The organism is Nocardiopsis exhalans (genome assembly GCF_024134545.1).
Classification (GTDB): domain Bacteria; phylum Actinomycetota; class Actinomycetes; order Streptosporangiales; family Streptosporangiaceae; genus Nocardiopsis; species Nocardiopsis exhalans.
In genome coordinates, this window is record NZ_CP099837.1 from 5,698,967 (window position 1) to 5,717,110 (window position 18,144).

Sequence of the window (18,144 nt, forward strand, 5' to 3'; positions counted from 1 at the left end):
GTGCCGTGTGCGACAGAACGTAGCAGCGTGGTGACAGGCCTGTCCGGAAAACGCTGAAACCGTTGCGTCCGGGGCACTGGCGGCCCTGCTCTGTCGGGTTTGCGGCCGATAGACTCGGCAGTGTCCAGCGAGCACCAGGCACGTACCGGCACTAAGGGGACATGAGCGGCGATGGGATGGCGAGACCGTTTCGGACTTCGCAAGGCCAACCGTAAGGGGAAGGCCCGTTTCGACCGCGCCTCCGAGGATTCGGACATCAAGGCGCTGATCGAGTTCGCCAAGAGCCGGGTGGGGGTCGAGTTCTTCGTCGAGCCCGAAACCTTCGCCACACAGACCACGGCCGTCGCGGTGGCCACGGACGGGGAGTGGATCCGGCGGCGCTGCGGCTCCCCCGAAGTCATCCGCAAGGTCGCCAGCAAGCTCGCCGCGCCCGCCTACGACGTACAGATCGTCGGTTATCCGCAGCGGATGCGGGACTGGACCGCGCGGAACAAGCGCGGGCTGTCCATGGACGAGTGATCCACTCCCGAAATTCCAGCTCCCGGTTCTCCCGAACGGCTCCGCGCCCCGGGGCCCGGCCCCGGGGCCGGGCCAGCGTCCCGGGCCCGCGGGGTACCCCCGGTGAGCCGCTCGCGTGAGGGCGGAGCATACCCGTCACGAGTGAGTCCGGCCACGTCCGCGCCCCCTCTGAACACGTCCGAAACCCGTCAGCCGGTCATTTTGGGCATTGATGACGACTCCTTGCCGCGACTTCCTCTCCGAACGGGTTCCCTAACGGCCTCCATTCGTCGCATACTCACCTGGGAGGGGGGACTCTGATGAAGCAGGATCTCACTGCCTTGTGTTGCGAATGCGGCATGGTTCGCGAGGTGAGCGACCACCAGAGTGTGGGCGAGGCACAGTCGGCCTACGGGCTGGCCCGCTGCGTGGTCTGGCGCAAGTGCCGTCCGTGCGGCTACCGCACCTACCACGCCTATCTGCGGGCCGACGAGGACCGCGACGAGCTGGAGGACGCCCTCAGGCTCGACGGCGCCCTGGCCGCCGAAGCCCTCGACGAGGAAGTGGAGCAGCTCCGGTTGTGCGGGATCGAGGTCGGCCACGCCCCGGTCCCGGCGATCTGGGACGGGCAGTCCGTGGGCATGGTGACCCAGCGGCTCACCGACCACGCCTACTCGATCGTGCTCGACCCGGAGGCCTCGGTGGTCTCCCGGCTCAAGCTCATCGACATGATGTGGAACGAGCTCCTGGTCGGAGAGCACGACGACCGCTGGCAGATCCAGGAACCGGAGGACGACTCCCCCGGGTACGCGGTCCGCCTCTTCGGTTACCGGACGCGGGGCTGACCCGGCGAGGGTCCGGAGCGGCCCGGAACCGGGACCGTCGCTGAGTCACGGCAGCACAGGGTCGGAGCAGCAAAGGGTCAGAGCAGAACAGCGTCGGAACGGCACGGGGCCGGGACAACACGAGAGCGCACGGGTGCGGGGCAGGTGCCCCTGGCCCGGGACCGGTGACACCGGAGACGGCAGCGGCCGGGCACCCGCCGAGGGTGCCCGGCCACCGTCGCGTCAGGCGGCGGACTCGTCCTGGCCCGCCCCGGCCTTCTCGGCCAGGCGGCGCAGCGCCGACCGTGCGACCTCGGGGTCGACCGTCCCCCAGTAGGGCGGCAGGGAGGCCCGCAGGAAACCGCCGTAGCCCGCGGTGGCCAGGCGCGGGTCCAGCACCGCGATCACACCCCGGTCATCGGTGGATCGCAACAGCCGACCGGTGCCCTGGGCGAGCAGCAGCGCGGCGTGCGTGGCCGACACCGTCAGGAAGCCGTTGCCCCCGTGCGCGGAGACGGCACGCTGGCGGGCCGAGGCCAGGGGGTCGTCGGGGCGCGGGAACGGGATGCGGTCCACGATCACCAGTTGGAGCGAGGGGCCGGGTACGTCGACCCCCTGCCACAGGGACAGGGTGCCGAACAGACAGGCCTGTTCCTCCTCCGCGAAGCGGCGGACCAACTGCCCGGTGGAGTCCTCGCCCTGGCACAGGATCGTCTGGTCCAGGCGCTCACGCAGCTCGTCGGCGGCCTGCTGGGCGGCCCGCATCGAGGAGAACAGGCCCAGGGCGCGTCCGTCGGCGGCCTCGATGAGGCCGGCGATCTCGTCGAGGTAGGCCTCGGAGAGACCGTCGCGACCGGGTTTGGGCAGGTGGCGGGCGACGTAGAGGATGCCGCTGCGGCCGTGGTCGAAGGGCGAGCCGACGTCCAGGCCGCGCCAGCGGGGTTCTCCGGCGGCGCGGTGCGGGCCGTCCTCATCGTCCTTCTCTTCCCCTGGCCCGGTACCGGCGTCCGCAGGCCCGACAGCTTCGGTTTCGGGTGCGGGTTCGGCTGCGGGACCGGCTTCGGTGCCGGTGCCCGGTGCCGCCTCGGAACCCGGTGCCACCTCGGCGCGGGCGGTGCGTTCGGCGGCCTCCTGCGCGACCTCGCGGCCCAGCCCCCACTGCCGGGCCAGGGCGGTGAAGTCACCGCCCAGGGTCAGGGTGGCGGAGGTGAGCACGACGGTGCGGTCACCGAAGAGCTTCTCCCGCAGCAACCCGCCCACGCCGAGCGGGGCGACGTTCAGCGCGGGCGGCCGGGCGGGGACCTTGGTGAGCCAGACGATCTCGGTGCGGTCCCGGAGCAGGGGTTCGTAGGACTCCAGGACCCGCTCGGCGGCCTCCCGGACCTCGGTGAGCGCGGCCAGGGCGAGGCGGCGGTCGGAGGCGGTGTCCGGGTCGAGCTCGCCCGGGGAGGGGCCGATCGCCGCGATGCAGGCGGCGGCCGCGTCCCGGGTCGCGGCCACGGCACCCGCGAGGCCCTCGTCGATGTGGTCCAGGCGCCCCTCGGGGACCTCGGTGAACATCAGGGCCAGACCGTCGGCGCACTCGCTGAGCCGTTCGCTGATGCCCGGCTCGACCAGGCGGGCGGCGCGTTTGGCGGCGGTGGTGACGGAGCGTTCGGTGAGGGTTCCGGTGGCCACGGAGGTGGCGCGGTCGACGAGTTCGTGTGCCTCGTCGATCATGATCGTGTCGTGCTCGGGCAGGATGTGGTAGCCCTGCGCCATGTCGATGGAGAGCATGGCGTGGTTGGTGACCACCACGTCCACACCGGCGGTGGCCTCTCGGGCGAACTCGGCGAAGCACTCCTGGCCGAAGGAGCACACGCGCGCGCCCATGCATTCGTTACCGCCCACGGAGACCTGACGCCAGGCGAGGTCACTCACGCCGGGCACGAGTTCGTCGCGGTCTCCGGTGAGGGTGTCCTCGGCCCATTCGTGCAGGCGAGCGACCTGGCGGCCCAGGGAGGAGAGCTGGCGGGCGTCGAAGAGCTCGCTGCCCTCGGCGTCGTCGTCCCCGGCGGTCTGCATGCGGTTGCGGCACAGGTAGTTGCGGCGTCCCTTGAGCACCGCGAACGTGGGTTCGCGGGGCAGCAGCGGAGCGAGCGCGGCGGCCAGGCGCGGCAGGTCGCGGTCGATGAGCTGGTTCTGCAGTGCGATGGTGGCCGTGGAGATCACCACGGGTGTCTTGGTCGCCATCGCGTGCCTGATCGCGGGGACCAGGTACGCCAGGGACTTACCGGTGCCGGTACCGGCCTGGACCACCAGGTGTTCGCGTTTGTCGACCGCCGCCGCTACGGCGTCGGCCATGGTCTGTTGGCCCTCTCGGCTGCTGCCGCCCAAGGCCTTGACGGCCGCGCCGAGCAGGGTGGGAACGTCGGGGAGATCTGCCACGGATCGACAGTACCCGGCGGTGACGACAGCTCAGGCGTTGTCCACAGGCTCTCTTGGCGGCTTCGTGGCCCGGCCCGGGGCCGGGCCACGGTACCGGCGCGGTCTCAGACCAGGGTGCGGATCAGCTCGTCCAGCTGGTCCATGGACTGTCCGGCCCCTTCCTCCATACCGGAGGCGGCCATGCCGTCGCGGTCCTCCACGCTCTGGAAGACGGAGACCGAGGTGTAGTGCGTGCGCCCGTCGACCTCCTCCAGGGTGTGCGTCTCCAGCAGGACGTGCCCGGGCATGCCCTCGAACTCGAAGGTCCCGGTGTAGCCCTCCGGCGCCTTGATGTCGTGGATGACGCCGTGGAAGGCGTACTCCTGCCCCTCCTTGTCGCGTTCCACGATCCGCCACGATCCGCCGGGCCGGGCCTCGTACCTGTCGACGACGGTCTCGGTGTCCCTGAGCCCCCACCACCTCGGCAGGAGTTCGGGGTCGGTCATGGCCCGGAAGACCACCTCGCGGGGCGCGTCGAAGGTGCGGGTCATCACGATGTCCTGACGGTCGGGCTCGATGACGACCTTGAGGTCACTCATGGGTCTTCTCCTCTTCGGTACTGCTCTGGATGTCGGCGCCGCTCTCGTTCCCGGCGCCCTGGTCACGGCCGTGTCCGGTGCTCTGCCCGGTGCCGCGCTGGATCCTGCGGAGTTCCTCGTCCAGGCGGGCGAAGCGCCCCTCCCAGCGGTCCCGGTAGCGGCCCACCCACTCGTTGACCTGCTCCAACGGGGCGGCCTCCAGACGGCAGGGCCGCCATTGGGCGTCGCGTCCCCGGGTGATGAGACCGGCCCGTTCCAGGACCTTCAGATGCTTGGAGACCGCCTGGAGGCTGATGTCGAACGGCTCCGCCAGGGTGTTGACGGTCGCCTCGCCCTCGGCCAGCCGGGCGAGGATCGCCCGCCGGGTCGGGTCCGCCAGTGCGGCGAAGGTGAGGCTGAGCGGGTCGTTCGCCATCCGAGTATTCAACCTTTCAGTTGATCAACCAGTAGGTTGATCATGCGCCGCGATGCGACCCCTGTCAAGGGATCGACACGGACCGGTCAGGGCTCGCGCACGCCCCGGGGGTCGCTGACCGTGGCGTCCACGCCCGCGTCGGCCAGCTCGGTGAGTTCGGCGGCCAGCAGTCCCCGGGCCGCGTCGCTGAGCCCGGAGACCCGCTCCAGCGCGACGCTCACCGACTTGACCCGTGAGTCGTCGATCGCCTCCGCGAGCCGGGACACCACCTGCTCGGCGGCGAGGAAGTCGATCTCCCCGCGCAGTCGCACCTCGAGCCTGGTCCCGTCCCGGGTCACGCTGTGCATGGGCGAGGGCGGCTCGGCGGGCATCTGGAGCATGTGCAGGTCGTAGTCGTCGGAGAGCCGCTCCAGGGCGGCCACCCCGCGGACGCTGTTGCCCGCGTCGTCCAGCGGCGGACTGAACACCCCAACCCCGAAGGCCCCCGGGGCCGCGGCGAGGATTCCGCCGCTCACCCCGCTCTTGGCGGGGATGCCCACCCGCAGCCCCCACTCCCCGGCGCGGTCGTACATACCGCAGCTGGACATGATGGACAGCGTGTGCCGGGCGGTGCGCTGGGACACCACCTGCTCCCCCGTCACCGGGTTGACCCCGCCGACCGCCAGGGTGGCCGCCATGACGGCCAGGTCGCGCACGGTGACGCTGAGGGCGCACTGGCGGAAGTAGTCCTGCACGGCGTCCTCGACCGACCCGACCAGCACTCCCCCGGCCAGGCTCAGGTACCCCAGCGCACGGTTCCGGTGCCCGGTCTCGGTCTCCGAGCGGTACACGTCCTCGTCCACTTCCAGCTCACGCCCGGCGAACTCCGAGAGCACGGACCGGATGCGCTCGAACCGCTTGCCCGGTTCCGAGTTCTCCACCAGCGAGGTGGTCACGATGGCCCCCGCGTTGATCATCGGGTTCTCGGGGCGTCCGCGCTCATCCAGGCTGATCGCGTTGAACGGCTCCCCGCTGGGCTCGGCGCCCACGTGCTCGTGCACCACGTCGAGCCCCAGCTGTTCCACGGCGATCGCGTAGACGAAGGGTTTGGAGATCGACTGGAGCGTGAAGGCGTAGTCGGCGTCACCCACGCAGTAGGAGCGGCCGTGCGCGCTGACCGCCGCGACCCCGAACAGCCCCGGATCCGCGTGCGCGAGTTCGGGGATGTAGTCCGCTACCCGGCCGCCGGACAGCCCGGCGACCTCCGCACGGATCTTCTCCAGTACCTGGATGACGGGGCTGCTGTCGTCCGCTTCCCAGTCGTCGTTCCTCTGGGTTCCCGAGGCGGGGTCCGCGGGAGATTCAGCGGTCCGGGGTCCTGCGGGGCGTACGTTCGCGGCGTGGTCCATCCTGCCAGTCTAAGAAGGTCAGCAGCCGTCCCCGGACACGGCCACACGGAAGCACTCACCGCTCGACCACGGCAGGCAGCCGCCCGGAGAGCGTTCCCGCGCGCGAGCAGGGGCGGTGAGGGGCGCGAGCGCACACGGGAGTCGGGGGCCGCCCTCCAGAGGGCACAACGAAGACGACCCTGCGAGCGCTTTGACGCGCGAGCAGGGTCGTCTCAGATTCGAGTGGAGCTATGGGGATTCGAACCCCAGACCTCCTCCATGCCATGGAGGCGCGCTACCAACTGCGCCATAGCCCCTTGAAGCGATGTGAACAGTCTAGCTGAGATCTGGGGGTGGGTGGTACGTGGTTCAGCGCACTCCGCTGTGGAGGGGGTAGGCGTCGCCGAGCGCGAGGGCACCGGGGCCGCACAGTCCCGCCGGGCGCCAGGTCCGCGGTGATGCGGCCACCGGCATCGCGCCCCGCGAGTCCGGTGCTGTTCACCGTGCCTTCAGCCGGGGTCCCCTCATGTTGACCACGCCCGTTTCCGGGGTACCGGAAGGTGGCCTGGTCTTGACATCCCCCGAACGAGAGGCCTTCCCCGGATGCGTGTCCGTTTTCTGATTCCGGCGGTGGTAACCGCGCTCCTGGTGGCGCTGGGCGCCTTCCCCGTGTCCGCCGCACCGCAGGGCACCCTGTCCCTGACCGAGGGCGAGGAGTTCACCTTCGCCTACGCCGCGTCCGATCCGCACCCCGCCAACTGGATCGGGCTGTACCGTTCCTCCGGTGGCGGCCCGGTCGACGAGGAGTACGTCGCGCCCTCCCTGGTCTGGGAGTACGCGCCGGAGGCCGAGGGGACCGTGCGGCTGTCCGCCGATTCCCTGGAGCCGGGTTCCTACACCGCCTTCTTCCTGGCCCGGGACGGCTACGAGTGGCTGGCCGAGCCCGTCGAGGTGCGGCTGTCGGCGGACGGTCCGGTCTCCTTCCCGGTTGCGGCGGCCACCCTGCACAACGCCCGTCAGGGCCGGCCCTATGAGGCGCACCTGGGCGGCATGGCCTCGGGCGGCGGCTCGGAGGTGGAGTTCGAGAAGGTCAGTGGGGACGCCTGGATCAAGGTCTCGGCTGACGGCACCCTGTCGGGCACCCCGCGAGCCTCGGCCGCCCGCGAGATCCCGGCGGGTGTGTCCCGCCCCGACCGTTCCTCGGCCACCGTGACGGTCGAGGCCACCGGCGAGGACGGCTCCACCGCGCGCCTGGACGTGACCGTTCCGGTACGCCGCCACAACCAGCCACTCGTCGACGAGCTGGGCGTGATGAGCCTCAACACCTGGCACGGCGGCACCCAGGTCAACGGCTACCACGACAAGCAGGTGCGTTTCCTGTTGGAGAGCGGGGCCGACGTCGTCGGCCTCCAGGAGACGCAGGGCAGGCACGCCGCCCGGCTGGCCGACGCCCTGGGCTGGTACCACTGGCAGGGTTCGGGCAGTCTCGGGGTGATCAGCCGCTACCCGATCGCGCAGGAGTACGGCGAGGTCAACGCCTCCGGCGGGGTGCGGATCGAGCTGGACGGTGAGGAGTCCCAGGTCAACCTGTGGAACGTGCACCTGGGGTACACCCCGTACGGGCCCTACGACTTCTGCTTCGACGGAATGGACGAGGAGCGGGTTCTGGAGCGCGAGGCCGAGTCGGGCCGTACACCGCAGATCACCGACACCCTCGCCGCGATGTCCGACCAGGTCGGCGCGGCCGACGAGGTCCCGGTTCTGCTCGTGGGCGACTTCAACGCGCCCTCGCACCTGGACTGGACCGAGGAACTGCGTGAGAAGAACTGCGGGTACGCCGACGTGCCCTGGCCGACCTCGGTGCTGCCGACGGAGGCCGGGTTCACCGACTCCTACCGGGTGGCCCACCCGGACCCGGTGTCCGCCCCGGGCCACACCTGGTCGCCGCTGTACCCGTTGCACGAGGGGTCGACCGGCCGGGAGGAGCCGCAGGACCGGATCGACTTCGTGTACCACGCGGGTGACCTGACGGTCCTGGAGTCGCACGACCTGGTCGTCGGGGACCCCGCACCGGTTCCGCGGCACGCGGACAACGAGTGGACCACTGACCACGCGGCCGTACTGACCTTCTACTCGCTCACCTCCTGATCCGATCGCTTCGCCGCGCCCTCCCCGGGCCTCCCGGGGAGGGCGCCTCGCAGTCGAGTGCCTCAACCCGGGAGACCCTCTTCCTCAGACCAAGGGGCCGGACACCCGTAGACCAGTCAGTCCTCGGACTCCGCGATCGCCCTGATCCCCTCCAGCCTGCGGTCCCAAGCGGCGGCGATACCGAGCAGATCCCGCCCCACCTCTTCGAGTCGGGCGCTGTCCACTTCGTGCACCACCGACCGGCCGTCGCGCCGGGTGCGTACCAGCCCGACCGCACGCAGGACTTCGAGGTGCTTCACGATCGCCTGCCGGGACACGGGCAGTTCCCGCGCCAGCTCCGACGCCGAGGCGGGCTCCCCACCGATCCGGACCAGGATGCTCCACCGGGTGTCGTCACCGAGCGCCGCGAAGACCGGGGGCAGCGCTGTGTCCATGTCATTCACCCTCTGCCCGTGTCTCCACGAAGTCCTTGGCCGCCGCGAGCTCGGCTTCCCAGCCCTCGGTCCGCTCCGCGACGTGTCGGCGCAGCTCGAGCTCGGCCAGTCCCAGCTTCTCGAAACCGCTCTCCACGACCTTGAGCGTCACCCCGCCCGATCTCTCCTCGATCCAGAACTCCACCTGCGTGGACTGCTCCTCGTCCTCACGGCCGAGCCAGCTGAACACCGCGTGGTAGGGGGGTTCGAGTTTGTCGGTCCGGATCCGGAACACCCCGTGGTTGGGGTCGTGCACGAGGTGAACGCCGTCGTCGGCCTCCTCGATCCGGTGGTCGACCACGCGACCGTCGTTGATGAACCAGTCCGGCCGTGAAACCAGGCCCCAGACGCGCTCCGCGCTGGCATCGATGTCGATCTGACGTTCGATCATGTTCATAATCAGCCTCCTTTATGCAACTCCATGGTTGCACACCACTCCCGCGAACTGCAACCCCTAGATTGCACAAAGCAGTGAGTCCTCAACGGGTCAAGCCATTGCAAATATCAGTCCGAGCGGCCTAACATCAGTCCATGCAGACTGAATTTACTGCGGAGCCCACCCCATGACGCCCCTGTTGTGGCTCGGCGCAGCCGGGTCCTGGCTCTTCATCCTCGTCTTCCTGCTGGACGGCCTCACCCGTCCCGACTACCGCCCGGCCCGGCACCCGGTCAGCGCCCTGGCCCTCGGCCCGCGCGGCTGGCTCCAGACCACGAACTTCATCCTGTGCGGCCTGCTGATCACGGCGGGGGCGATCGCCCTCCCCCGGGCGCTCGGCGACCTGCTGCTCCCCCTGGCGGTCGCGGCGCTCGGGCTGGCACTCGTCGCCTCTGGGGTTTTCCGCATGGACCCGATGCGGGGCTACCCGCCCGGTACCCCCGACGAGGACCCGGAGCACTTCTCCCCCACGCACCGGCTCCACGACTGGGCGGGCATGGTCGTCTTCCTCCTGCTACCCCTCACCCCGCTGATCGCGGTGTTCGCGCTCGGAAGCCCGGCCTGGACGTGGGGATCAGGGATCATCGCCGCCGCGACCGCCGTGTGCAGTGGCGCCTTCGGGCAGCTCTGGGAGAAGGACTCCCCCTACACAGGCGTGGTCCAGCGGGCGACGATCATCCTCGGCCTGGCCTGGCTCGGAGCCCTGTTCCTCCACGGAGCCGCCTGAGCCCTATCGACGGTGTCCGCTGTGATCGCTGTCCGAAAGCGGCCGCGTGGTCACGCGCCCACTCCCCGAAGGTCCGCGCGGGGCGCCCAATGGCCTCCTCCGACGTCGGCACCGGTCCCTGCGCCCAGGCGCCTTCCCCCTGCTCCCCGGAGTCCGCCTCCGCCCCCGAGTAGTCCTCGAAGCCCAGGAGGAAGTCGGCGTTGTCCGCCGCGAACCCGCCCTGGGCCAGGTAGTACTCCCGGGCGACTCGGGACTCGACCACCTCGAAGCGCACCGTCTCCCCGATCGCCGCGGCGATCGCGTCGACCTGTTCACGGTGGCTCACCAGTGCGGGGCCGTTGAGGGTGTAGGCCTTCCCGGTGTGGCCGTCACCCAACACAGCCGTGACCGCGACGTCGGCGATGTCGCGCTCGTGGACGGGATACCAGGCTGCCTCGGGCTGTGGATCCCTGACCACACGCTCGGCCCTGATGGACGGTCCCCACAACCAGAGCTTGTTCAGCGCGAACTCCCCCGGACGCACATGGGTCCACTCCAGCCCCGAGGCCTCAACCGCCCGTTCGACCGGCAGGTGGAAATCGGTGTCGAACCCGGTGGTGACAGCACCGGAAGAGAGCGTCACGATCCTGGTGGCACCGGCCGCCCGCACCAAGTCGACCACCCGCTCCGCCGTCTCCGGCACGGGGAAGAGGAAAACCCGGTCGACCCCGCGCAGGGCGCCCTCCAGACTCTGCGGCCACTCCAGATCACCGATCACGCCCTCGACCCCTTCGGGCAGGTCATCCCGCCTCCGCCGGGAGAGCGCTCTCACCTCAACGCCAGCCTCCCTCAGGCCGTCGACCACCAGTCGGCCGATGTTGCCACTCGCTCCGGTCACCAGAATTCGCACTTCGCAACCTCCTATTCACCTCCTTCAAATATATCCTTGAACCACTTGTAGAGGGTTTTTCTGTAATTAAAAAGGAAATTCATCGAAAACCCTCAAGTCGACGTCGTTCACTAAGATGGCCAGAACATACATACGAGCTCGTATGTGCACACTCATGGAGGCCTCGTGGACAAGGAACGTCGAACGCAGGCCGATCGGCGCACCGCCAGTCGCGGCGCTATCCTGGCGGCCGCCGCACGCGGCATCGCCCAGCACGGCTTCAGCCGCCTCACCCTCGAAAGGGTCGCCAGGGACGCCGGGTACACGCGCGGGGCCGTCTACCACCAGTTCCCCGGCAAGGAAGCCCTAGCCCTCGCCGTCATCGAGTGGATCAGCCAGACCTGGATGACCGAGGTCGGCCGCCCGCTCGCGGAAACGGGCGACGCCGCACAGGTCCTTATCGAGGTCGCGCGCCAGCACACGGTCTTTTGCCGGAACCACAACGCCGCGACCGTGATGCAGATGCTCGCGATCGAGTTCAAGCACGACAACCAGGCCCTGGGTCGGGCCACCGCTGACCTGACCGAGGAACTCACATCGCGGTGCCGCGAGCAGATCCTCACCGGCCGCCGACAGGGGACGATTCCCCCAGGACCTCCGGCCACGGACACCGCCAGGGCCTACATCAGCGTCCTCGAAGCGGTCGCGATCAACAGCCGCGAACCGCACGACGTCGTCCTCACCGAAAGAGCGGCCCGCGGCGTCCTGGGCCTATGACGCCACAGCCCTGCGCAACGCACTGACGGCCACTCGCCGGTGCATCTGGGACATCGGTGGCCAGACCCACGCGGCCGCATGCCGTTCGTACCGAACGAAGAAGCCGAACGAAACCCTGCCGTCCCCCACCTGGCACACGTACTGGGCGGTGATCAGGGAGTCGGCCTCCTCAAGCCGAACCACCCCTCATAACAAACATACGCGTCTGCATGTTTCAAGCACGTGCTGGCCCCCGGAGAGCTTCCCAAGAGAACAGAGGAGCCAGCCGCCTGAACCTCAATCACGAGCCGGCCGAGTACCCGCCGTCACCCAAGACGAGCCGCCTCGGAGAACGCGCCCGCGCGCGAGCAGAGGCGGCGAGGGGCGCGAGCGCCAGCGAGCACACACCGGAGATCTGGGGGCGTCCCCCAGAAGGAATGACGAAGGCGGCCCGGTGGGCGCGTGAACGCGCTCACCGGGCCGCCTTGAGTCCTGTGGAGCTATGGGGATTCGAACCCCAGACCTCCTCCATGCCATGGAGGCGCGCTACCAACTGCGCCATAGCCCCTGGTAGGCCGGGCGGTTTCCCCGCTCGGCACGTGAATACTCTACAGGAAGTCAAGGGCGGGTCGAACCAGCTTGAAACCTCGGGTGACTTCTCGGTGGCCCGGGTCCGGGGGAAAGCCCCGAGTGGGGCCGAATACCCTGGTGTGGTGGCCGAATCAAAGCTTGAAATCCAGATGCTCCATGACCGGTTGTTGGTGAAGGCGGTCCCGGACAAGAGCGAGCGGCGCAGCAGCGCGGGTCTGGTCATCCCCGACACGGTGAAGCTGGCGACCCGGTTGGCGTGGGGCGAGGTCCGTGGTGCCGGGACCGGCGCTCGGCATGTGAAGACCGGCGACCGCGTGCTCTTCGACCCCGAGGAACAGGGCGAGGTCGAGTTGAACGGCGAGCGGTACGTGATTCTGCGGGAGCGGGACGTGCACGCGATCGCCAACGAGGCTCCCGAGCGGGGCACCGGCCTGTACCTCTGACGCCCTCTCGACCCTTTCGTTCCGGGCTCCGGTAGTTCCCGGGGCCCGGCCTTGTTTTGTCCGGTCAGTCCGTCTTCTCGCGCCCGACGGCCTTGACCAGTGACAGCAGGCACATGTTGTGGGCTTCGAAGGCGGGGACCTTGGCCGCGCTCACGTAGAGCCAGCCCGCGTAGAGCGAGGACCACAGGAGCTGTTGCGCCCACAGCGGGGTGATCCTGGGGTCGATGGTGCCGTCCTCGTGTCCGCGTTCGACGAGTTCGTAGAGGGCGAGGTCGCTGGGCCCGCACGTCTCCTCGTTGAGTTCCTCCGCCGTGTCGTCGCCGGCGAAGGCGATCATGGTGACCTTGCGTAGCGCGAAGTACTCGGACACGAGGCGGGAGAACGCCTCGATGGCGGTCCCCTCCGTGGTGCACGCGCGCTCGGTGGCCTCGTTGGCCAGTTCGTCGGCGTAGTCCGCCAGGGCCGTGATGAGCTCGGCGCGTTCTGGGAAGTAGCGCTGCAGCGTACTGCGGGCCACCCCGGCGCGCACGGCCACCTGGGACAGCGGCGCGGCCCGGTTCTCGCCGAGCACGTCGACCGCCGCGTCGAGGATCGCTCGGCGGGTTCGCGCGCGGGTCCTCGTCTCTTCCTCTGAGGGAGCGCTCTTCACCATGCCTTCATCGTAGGGGTGTAGGTACTTGGTTGACAATAATCGGTCATGCGTGACCTAATTTAAATCATGACTGATCATCCATTGGCAAGATATGACCCATCTATCCTGTCGAGCGAAACCACCCAGACCACCTCGGAACCGCACTTCGCTCAGCTGAGGGTGCTCTGGTCCTTCGTTCGTCCGCACCGACGCAAACTGCTGCTGGGCCTGGTTCTCGCCCTGTTCGGCTCCGCTCTCGAGCTGGCCAACCCGATGGTGGTCAAGCTCGTGCTGGACACCGTCTCCGAAGCGGGCAGCCTCGCGATGCCGATCGCGATCCTGCTCTGCCTGTTCGGTGTGGGGCTGGTGACCGGGCTGTGGCACTGGATCGTGCTCGGCACCGTCGCGGAGAAGGTCGTCCTGGAAGCGCGCACCTCCCTGGTACGCCGCTACTTTCGGGCCGCCCTGATCCCGCTCTCCAAACGCTCCTCGGGCGAGCTCGTCACCCGGGCCACCTCCGACACCGTCCTCCTCAAGGAGGCGGCTTCCAGCAGCATCGTCAGCCTGGTCAACGGCGGTGTCCTGCTGGTCGGCACACTGATCATGATGGGTGTGCTGGACCTCGTCCTGCTGGGCGTGACCGCCACCGCGGTGGTCATCGTCACGATCCTCTTCCTGACCCTGATGCCCGCCATCGCCAAAGCCCAGGAGAAGGCGCAGAACTCCCTGGGCCTCATGGGCGGGGTACTGGACGGCTCCCTGCGCGCGATCCGCACGGTGAAGGTGAGCCGGGCCGAGGAGCGCCTGGGTTCGCGGATCCTCGAACACGCCGAGGAGGCGGCCCGGCACGGCGTCCGCTCGGTCCGCCGCGAGGCCGTGGCCTGGACGATCGCCTTCGGCGGCATCCAGCTGGCGATCATCGCCATCCTCGGTGTGGGTGCGCTGCGGGTGGCCTCCGGGGAGATCGGGGTCTCCACGCTGGTGGCGTTCCTGCTGTACGCGTTCACCCTGATGAACCCGGTCATGGAGCTCTCCCAGAGCGTGACCACCCTCCAGTCGGGCATCGCCGCAGCCAAGCGCATCCGCGAGGTGGAGGCGGTCCCGCTCGAACCCGCCGCCGAGGGCCCCGACGGCGTGCCGTCGCGAAACGGCGCCGACCCGCACGGCCCGGACGACGCGAGCGCGCTCTCCCACAAGGAGCTCTCCACCGGGGGGCGACCGGCACCGGGTGGCACCGGAATCAGCGTCTCCGCCAACGGCTTCGGAGGCGGGCTCGCGGCCGACAACGGACACGGGAGTCCGATGCTGGAGCTGCACGGCATCACCGCCCGGTACGCGCCCGGCGCGGCAGCCGCTGTGAAGAAGGTCGACCTGGCCATCCCCAGACGCGGCCACACCGCCATCGTGGGCCCTTCGGGAGCAGGCAAGACAACGGTGTTCTCCTTGCTCCTGCGTTTCCTGGAGCCCGAGCACGGCCACATCACGCTCGACGGAACTCCCTACCGGGAGCTGTCCCCGCAGCAGGTGCGCGAGCGCTTCTCCTACGTCGAACAGGACACCCCGGTGGTGCCCGGAACCATCCGGGACAACCTGCTGTTCACCAACCCCGAGGCCGATGAGAACGACATCCGGCGCGTACTGGACGAGGTCGTGCTCACCGAGAAGATCGAGGGTCTGGAGGAGGGCCTGGATACCCCGCTGGACGCCACCTCGTTCTCCGGCGGCCAGCGCCAGCGCATCGCCCTGGCCCGTGCCCTGCTCGGCTCCCCGGACGTCCTGCTGCTCGACGAGGCCACCTCGCAGGTGGACGCGATCACCGAGGCCGCCATCACCCGGAGTGTGCGCGCCCAGGCCGACCGGGCCGCGGTGGTGACCATCGCGCACCGGTTGTCCACCGTGATCCACGCCGACCGCATCCTGCTGATGGAGGACGGCGGTATCCGCGCCCAGGGCACGCACAGGCAACTCCTGGAGCAGGACACCCTGTACCGGGACCTGGTCTCGGCCCTGCACATCGGCGAGACCGAGGACCGGGGCGGTGAGGTGACCTCAGGGGCCTCCCCTGTGTGAACCCGCCGGTGCACCACCAACCACGGAGCGGACCGGCAGGCGCGGACGGCCCGTTCGTCGCGGGTACGGGACCTTGCTCCCCCGTACCCGCGGCGACCTGTTCGGCGCCGGTGTGCGCTCGGGCGCCGACGCAGCCCTGGCGATGGTGCTGGGCGCGGGTGCGGACAGCCCCTCCCCGGGTGCTCGGGTGTTGACGGCCCTGAACCACAACCTATAATGACCAAATAAACGAATCTAGTCATTAAGGACAGAATCATGGCCCGTCCCAGTGTGAGCACCGAGGTCATCCTCGACGCGGCCGCCGAGGCCTTCTCAGCACACGGCACCAGGCGCACCACCATGGAGGACGTCGCTCTGCGCGCGGGGGTGGCCAAGGGGGTTCTCTACCTGCGCTTCGACAGCAAGGAGTCGCTGGCCCGGGCCGTGGTCGACCGTGAGATGGCACTGGCGCTGGCGACCAGCCGGGCCGAGGTGGCCGCCGACCCGCGCGGGGGGCTGTTGTCCCGCCTCTTCGTCCACTCCCTGACCGCCCTGCACACACGGCCGTTCCTGATCGCGCTGTACAAGGGTGAGGTCGGACCGGGGGGCCGCCCGTCCGACCAGGAATCCCAGTACCGGGACCGGCTGCCGATCAGCACGGACTTCGTCCGGCGGATGCGCGACGCGGGTATGGTCCGGGCCGACCTGGAGCCCGGGCCGCTGGCCGCCAACCTCGCGGTCTGGAACGTCGGCCTGGCCCTCACCGCTCCGCACGAGGACCCCGGCGCGCTCATCCTGGGAATGGGTGAACTGGTGGCGCGCGCCGCCGACGCCGACGTCACCGACACCACACCCGGCAAGGAGTGCTTCGCCCGCCTCGCCGACGACCTCGAAGCGCTCTGGAGCAGACCATGACCTTCCTACCGCCTGCCGCTCGCGCCGAGTACCTCGACCTCGACGGGGGCCGAGTGCGGGTACTGCACAGCGGCCCGGCCGGGGCTCCGCCGCTCCTGCTGGTGCACGGCGGCAGCAACGACAACGCCACGATCTCCTGGTACCGGCTCTTCGAGGAGTTCGGTGCCGACCACCACGTGATCGCCCCTGATCTGCCAGGGTTCGGCGGTACCGAGGGGATCGACCCGCTGGGCGGACCGGTGGCCCAGGCTGACTTCCTCTCTCGGCTCCTCGCCGGGCTCGGAGTGGAACGGGCCGTGGTGGTGGGTGTGTCCATGGGCGGTGACGTGGCGATGAACCTGGCTCTGCACCACCCCGAGCTGGTCCGGGGGCTGGTGCTGATCGCACCCGGCGGCCTGGTGGAACGGGTCGGGAACCGGTTCACCCACAAAGCCGCCTGGTGGTCCACGCGGATGCCCGACGGGATCCTGTTTCCCGTCGTGGCTCTGGCGAACCGGTTCGTGGGCCTGGCGCTGCGCGCGGTCGTGCACGACGTTTCGACCATGCCACCCGAGGTGGTGGCGGAGTTCCGCCAGGAGGCTCTGCGGCCAGGCGCCGCACGGGGTTACATGCGCTACAACCAGGCCACTCTCGGCCCGCACGGAATGCGGAACAACCTGCTTCCCGTGGTCGGTCGGATCACCGCCCCCGCGCTCTTCTTCCATGGCGAGCGGGATCCGATGGTGCCCCTGGAGGGGTCGCGGCGAGCCGTGCGGGTGATGCCGAACGCCCGGCTGGTCACGGTTGCCGACTGCGGCCACTGGGCTCAACTGGAGGCGCACGAGAGGTTCGTCGAGGAAGTGCGGTCCTTCCTGTCCGACGTCCGCGGCTGAGCCCGCCCCGGGCAGACCCAACCGGGGGGATCTTCCCCTGGCGGCCTCAGGGGGGTCGCGGGGCCGGGCCGCGGGGCGGGCTGAACTACCGGTTCAGCCCTGTCGTGCTGATCCGGTTGAGGAACCGGGAGGCCGCCACGATCCGGCGGGTGGGTCCGCGGCGGGCGCGGTCGTAGCGGGTCAGGGCCCGGGCGACGGTGGGTTCCTCGTTGAGGGCGTCGGCGAGCACGGCCGCGTCCACCACGGACTCGCAGGCGCCACGGCCGAGGTTGGGCGCCATGGCGTGGGCGGCGTCGCCGATGAGCGCGTGCCGCCAGCGGACGTAGGGGCCGAAGGACGGCAGGTCCAGGAGCTCGCGGCGGTCCACGCCGTGGGCTTCCAAGCCGGCCAGGATCCGATCGGCCTGCCCGCCCCAGCCTCCGAACTCCCTTCGGAGTACCCGCGCGTGGATGCCGGGGTCCCGCGCCACGTGTTCGGCTGCGGTGAGCAGGCGCTGGTCGATCGCCGCGTACCAGTTGGTGGTGTGCGCGTCGAGCGGGGTGACCCCGAAGATCCTGCGCCCGCCCCAGATCTCGGTGACCCCCTCGACCCGGCCGGGCAGGGTGCCCCGATAGGCGACCGACCCGAGAGCGCGGGGAGGACTCGCGTGCGGGAAGACGGTACGGCGGACCAGGCTGTGGATGCCGTCGGCGCCGATCACCACGTCAAAACCCCCTCCCGGAACGAGTTCCGCGGCGGTGACGGGGGTGTTCCAGCGCACGAGACCGTCGGGGAGCCCGTCGACCAGGATGTCGAGCAGCGCGGACCGGGAGATCAGGTGGCCTCCGGCCCGGCCGCCGACACCGACGAGCTTCCTACCGTCCGGCCGGAGCAGCGCCGCGTCCGAGCGGTACTCGGCCCGTTCGCGCAAACGCTCTCCCAGTCCGAGCCGGTCGAACGCGCGCATCGCCCCCGGCCACACGGCCAGGGCTCCGCCGATGTCGGGCGGGCCGTCCAGGCGTTCGCGCACGTCGACCTCCCAGCCGCCGCGCACCAGCCCTCGGGCGACCGCGAGCCCCGCGATTCCGCCGCCCACCACCAGCGCTCTACCGTTCATAGCAGCCATGCTACTACGATCCTAGTATTC

The 18,144-nt window shown here is 69.8% G+C and carries 18 protein-coding genes, 2 tRNA genes and 1 pseudogene; 10 read left to right on the forward strand and 11 right to left on the reverse strand.

Annotation, left to right across the window (positions count from 1 at the left end; translation table 11 throughout):
• Window positions 1–171 precede the first annotated feature (171 nt).
• Window positions 172–519: a hypothetical protein gene (locus NE857_RS25170; protein WP_017583430.1), complete on the forward strand. Its 348-nt coding sequence runs from the start codon at window positions 172–174 to the stop codon at window positions 517–519.
• Between the two features lie 299 nt (window positions 520–818).
• Window positions 819–1,343: a DUF6315 family protein gene (locus tag NE857_RS25175; protein WP_026117010.1), complete on the forward strand. Its 525-nt coding sequence runs from the start codon at window positions 819–821 to the stop codon at window positions 1,341–1,343.
• 222 nt (window positions 1,344–1,565) lie between these two features.
• Here NE857_RS25175 and NE857_RS25180 read toward each other — a convergent pair whose 3' ends face one another.
• The 5 genes and pseudogenes from NE857_RS25180 to NE857_RS25200 form a co-directional block, all read right to left on the reverse strand.
• Window positions 1,566–3,749: an ATP-dependent DNA helicase gene (locus NE857_RS25180; protein WP_254417948.1), complete on the reverse strand. Its 2,184-nt coding sequence runs from the start codon at window positions 3,747–3,749 to the stop codon at window positions 1,566–1,568.
• A 104-nt stretch (window positions 3,750–3,853) separates the two neighbouring features.
• Window positions 3,854–4,327 carry an SRPBCC family protein gene (locus NE857_RS25185; RefSeq protein ID WP_254417949.1) on the reverse strand — a complete coding sequence of 158 codons (474 nt, stop codon included), beginning with the start codon at window positions 4,325–4,327 and terminating at the stop codon, window positions 3,854–3,856.
• A gap of 70 nt (window positions 4,328–4,397) precedes the next feature.
• Window positions 4,398–4,742 (reverse strand): annotated as a pseudogene (locus tag NE857_RS25190) (ArsR/SmtB family transcription factor); the annotation flags it as partial.
• 86 nt (window positions 4,743–4,828) lie between these two features.
• Window positions 4,829–6,130, reverse strand: a complete 1,302-nt coding sequence (glsA, locus tag NE857_RS25195; protein ID WP_254417951.1) for a glutaminase A — start codon at window positions 6,128–6,130, stop codon at window positions 4,829–4,831.
• Between the two features lie 223 nt (window positions 6,131–6,353).
• Window positions 6,354–6,426 (reverse strand) — tRNA-Ala (locus NE857_RS25200).
• Window positions 6,427–6,712: 286 nt separating this feature from the next.
• Between NE857_RS25200 and NE857_RS25205 the strand changes: the two genes are divergently transcribed.
• The gene (locus NE857_RS25205) at window positions 6,713–8,257 is read left to right on the forward strand and encodes an endonuclease/exonuclease/phosphatase family protein (protein ID WP_254417952.1); all 1,545 of its coding nucleotides are present in this window, start codon (window positions 6,713–6,715) and stop codon (window positions 8,255–8,257) included.
• Between the two features lie 116 nt (window positions 8,258–8,373).
• Here the strand turns inward: NE857_RS25205 and NE857_RS25210 are convergent, their stop codons facing one another.
• Together NE857_RS25210 and NE857_RS25215 are read right to left on the reverse strand one after the other, a co-directional pair.
• Window positions 8,374–8,691, reverse strand: coding sequence for an ArsR/SmtB family transcription factor (locus NE857_RS25210; RefSeq protein WP_254417953.1), 318 nt, complete (start codon window positions 8,689–8,691; stop codon window positions 8,374–8,376).
• Between the two features lies 1 nt (window position 8,692).
• Window positions 8,693–9,121: an SRPBCC domain-containing protein gene (locus NE857_RS25215; RefSeq protein ID WP_254417954.1), complete on the reverse strand. Its 429-nt coding sequence runs from the start codon at window positions 9,119–9,121 to the stop codon at window positions 8,693–8,695.
• A 172-nt stretch (window positions 9,122–9,293) separates the two neighbouring features.
• Between NE857_RS25215 and NE857_RS25220 the strand changes: the two genes are divergently transcribed.
• A complete protein-coding gene (locus NE857_RS25220) occupies window positions 9,294–9,893 on the forward strand; it encodes a DUF998 domain-containing protein (protein WP_254417955.1) in 600 nt (199 codons plus the stop codon).
• Here NE857_RS25220 and NE857_RS25225 read toward each other — a convergent pair.
• The gene (locus NE857_RS25225) at window positions 9,841–10,782 is read right to left on the reverse strand and encodes an SDR family oxidoreductase (RefSeq protein WP_254417956.1); all 942 of its coding nucleotides are present in this window, start codon (window positions 10,780–10,782) and stop codon (window positions 9,841–9,843) included. The genes NE857_RS25220 and NE857_RS25225 overlap by 53 nt on opposite strands.
• Window positions 10,783–10,947: 165 nt before the next feature.
• On the opposite strand from NE857_RS25225, the gene NE857_RS25230 reads away from it, so the two are divergent.
• A complete protein-coding gene (locus NE857_RS25230; RefSeq protein WP_254417957.1) occupies window positions 10,948–11,538 on the forward strand; it encodes a TetR/AcrR family transcriptional regulator in 591 nt (196 codons plus the stop codon).
• A 474-nt stretch (window positions 11,539–12,012) separates the two neighbouring features.
• Here the strand turns inward: NE857_RS25230 and NE857_RS25235 are convergent.
• A tRNA-Ala gene (locus NE857_RS25235) sits at window positions 12,013–12,085 on the reverse strand.
• Between the two features lie 172 nt (window positions 12,086–12,257).
• Between NE857_RS25235 and NE857_RS25240 the strand changes: the two genes are divergently transcribed.
• The gene (locus NE857_RS25240; RefSeq protein WP_017583449.1) at window positions 12,258–12,551 is read left to right on the forward strand and encodes a GroES family chaperonin; all 294 of its coding nucleotides are present in this window, start codon (window positions 12,258–12,260) and stop codon (window positions 12,549–12,551) included.
• A 64-nt stretch (window positions 12,552–12,615) separates the two neighbouring features.
• On the opposite strand, the gene NE857_RS25245 is transcribed toward NE857_RS25240, so the two are convergent.
• Window positions 12,616–13,203, reverse strand: a complete 588-nt coding sequence (locus NE857_RS25245; protein WP_017583450.1) for a TetR/AcrR family transcriptional regulator — start codon at window positions 13,201–13,203, stop codon at window positions 12,616–12,618.
• Between the two features lie 159 nt (window positions 13,204–13,362).
• On the opposite strand from NE857_RS25245, the gene NE857_RS25250 reads away from it, so the two are divergent.
• From NE857_RS25250 to NE857_RS25265, 4 genes are all read left to right on the forward strand, one after another.
• Entirely contained in the window at window positions 13,363–15,252 is a 1,890-nt protein-coding gene (locus NE857_RS25250; protein ID WP_254422089.1) for an ABC transporter ATP-binding protein, read from the forward strand.
• A gap of 73 nt (window positions 15,253–15,325) precedes the next feature.
• Entirely contained in the window at window positions 15,326–15,469 is a 144-nt protein-coding gene (locus NE857_RS25255; protein ID WP_254417958.1) for a hypothetical protein, read from the forward strand.
• A gap of 38 nt (window positions 15,470–15,507) precedes the next feature.
• On the forward strand, window positions 15,508–16,146 hold the full coding sequence (locus tag NE857_RS25260) for a TetR family transcriptional regulator (protein ID WP_254417959.1): 639 nt from the start codon (window positions 15,508–15,510) through the stop codon (window positions 16,144–16,146).
• Window positions 16,143–17,018, forward strand: a complete 876-nt coding sequence (locus tag NE857_RS25265) for an alpha/beta fold hydrolase (protein ID WP_254417960.1) — start codon at window positions 16,143–16,145, stop codon at window positions 17,016–17,018. The genes NE857_RS25260 and NE857_RS25265 overlap by 4 nt, the downstream gene beginning before the upstream one ends.
• A gap of 85 nt (window positions 17,019–17,103) precedes the next feature.
• Here the strand turns inward: NE857_RS25265 and NE857_RS25270 are convergent, their stop codons facing one another.
• Window positions 17,104–18,114, reverse strand: coding sequence for a flavin-dependent monooxygenase (locus NE857_RS25270; RefSeq protein WP_254417961.1), 1,011 nt, complete (start codon window positions 18,112–18,114; stop codon window positions 17,104–17,106).
• Window positions 18,115–18,144: the final 30 nt, after the last annotated feature.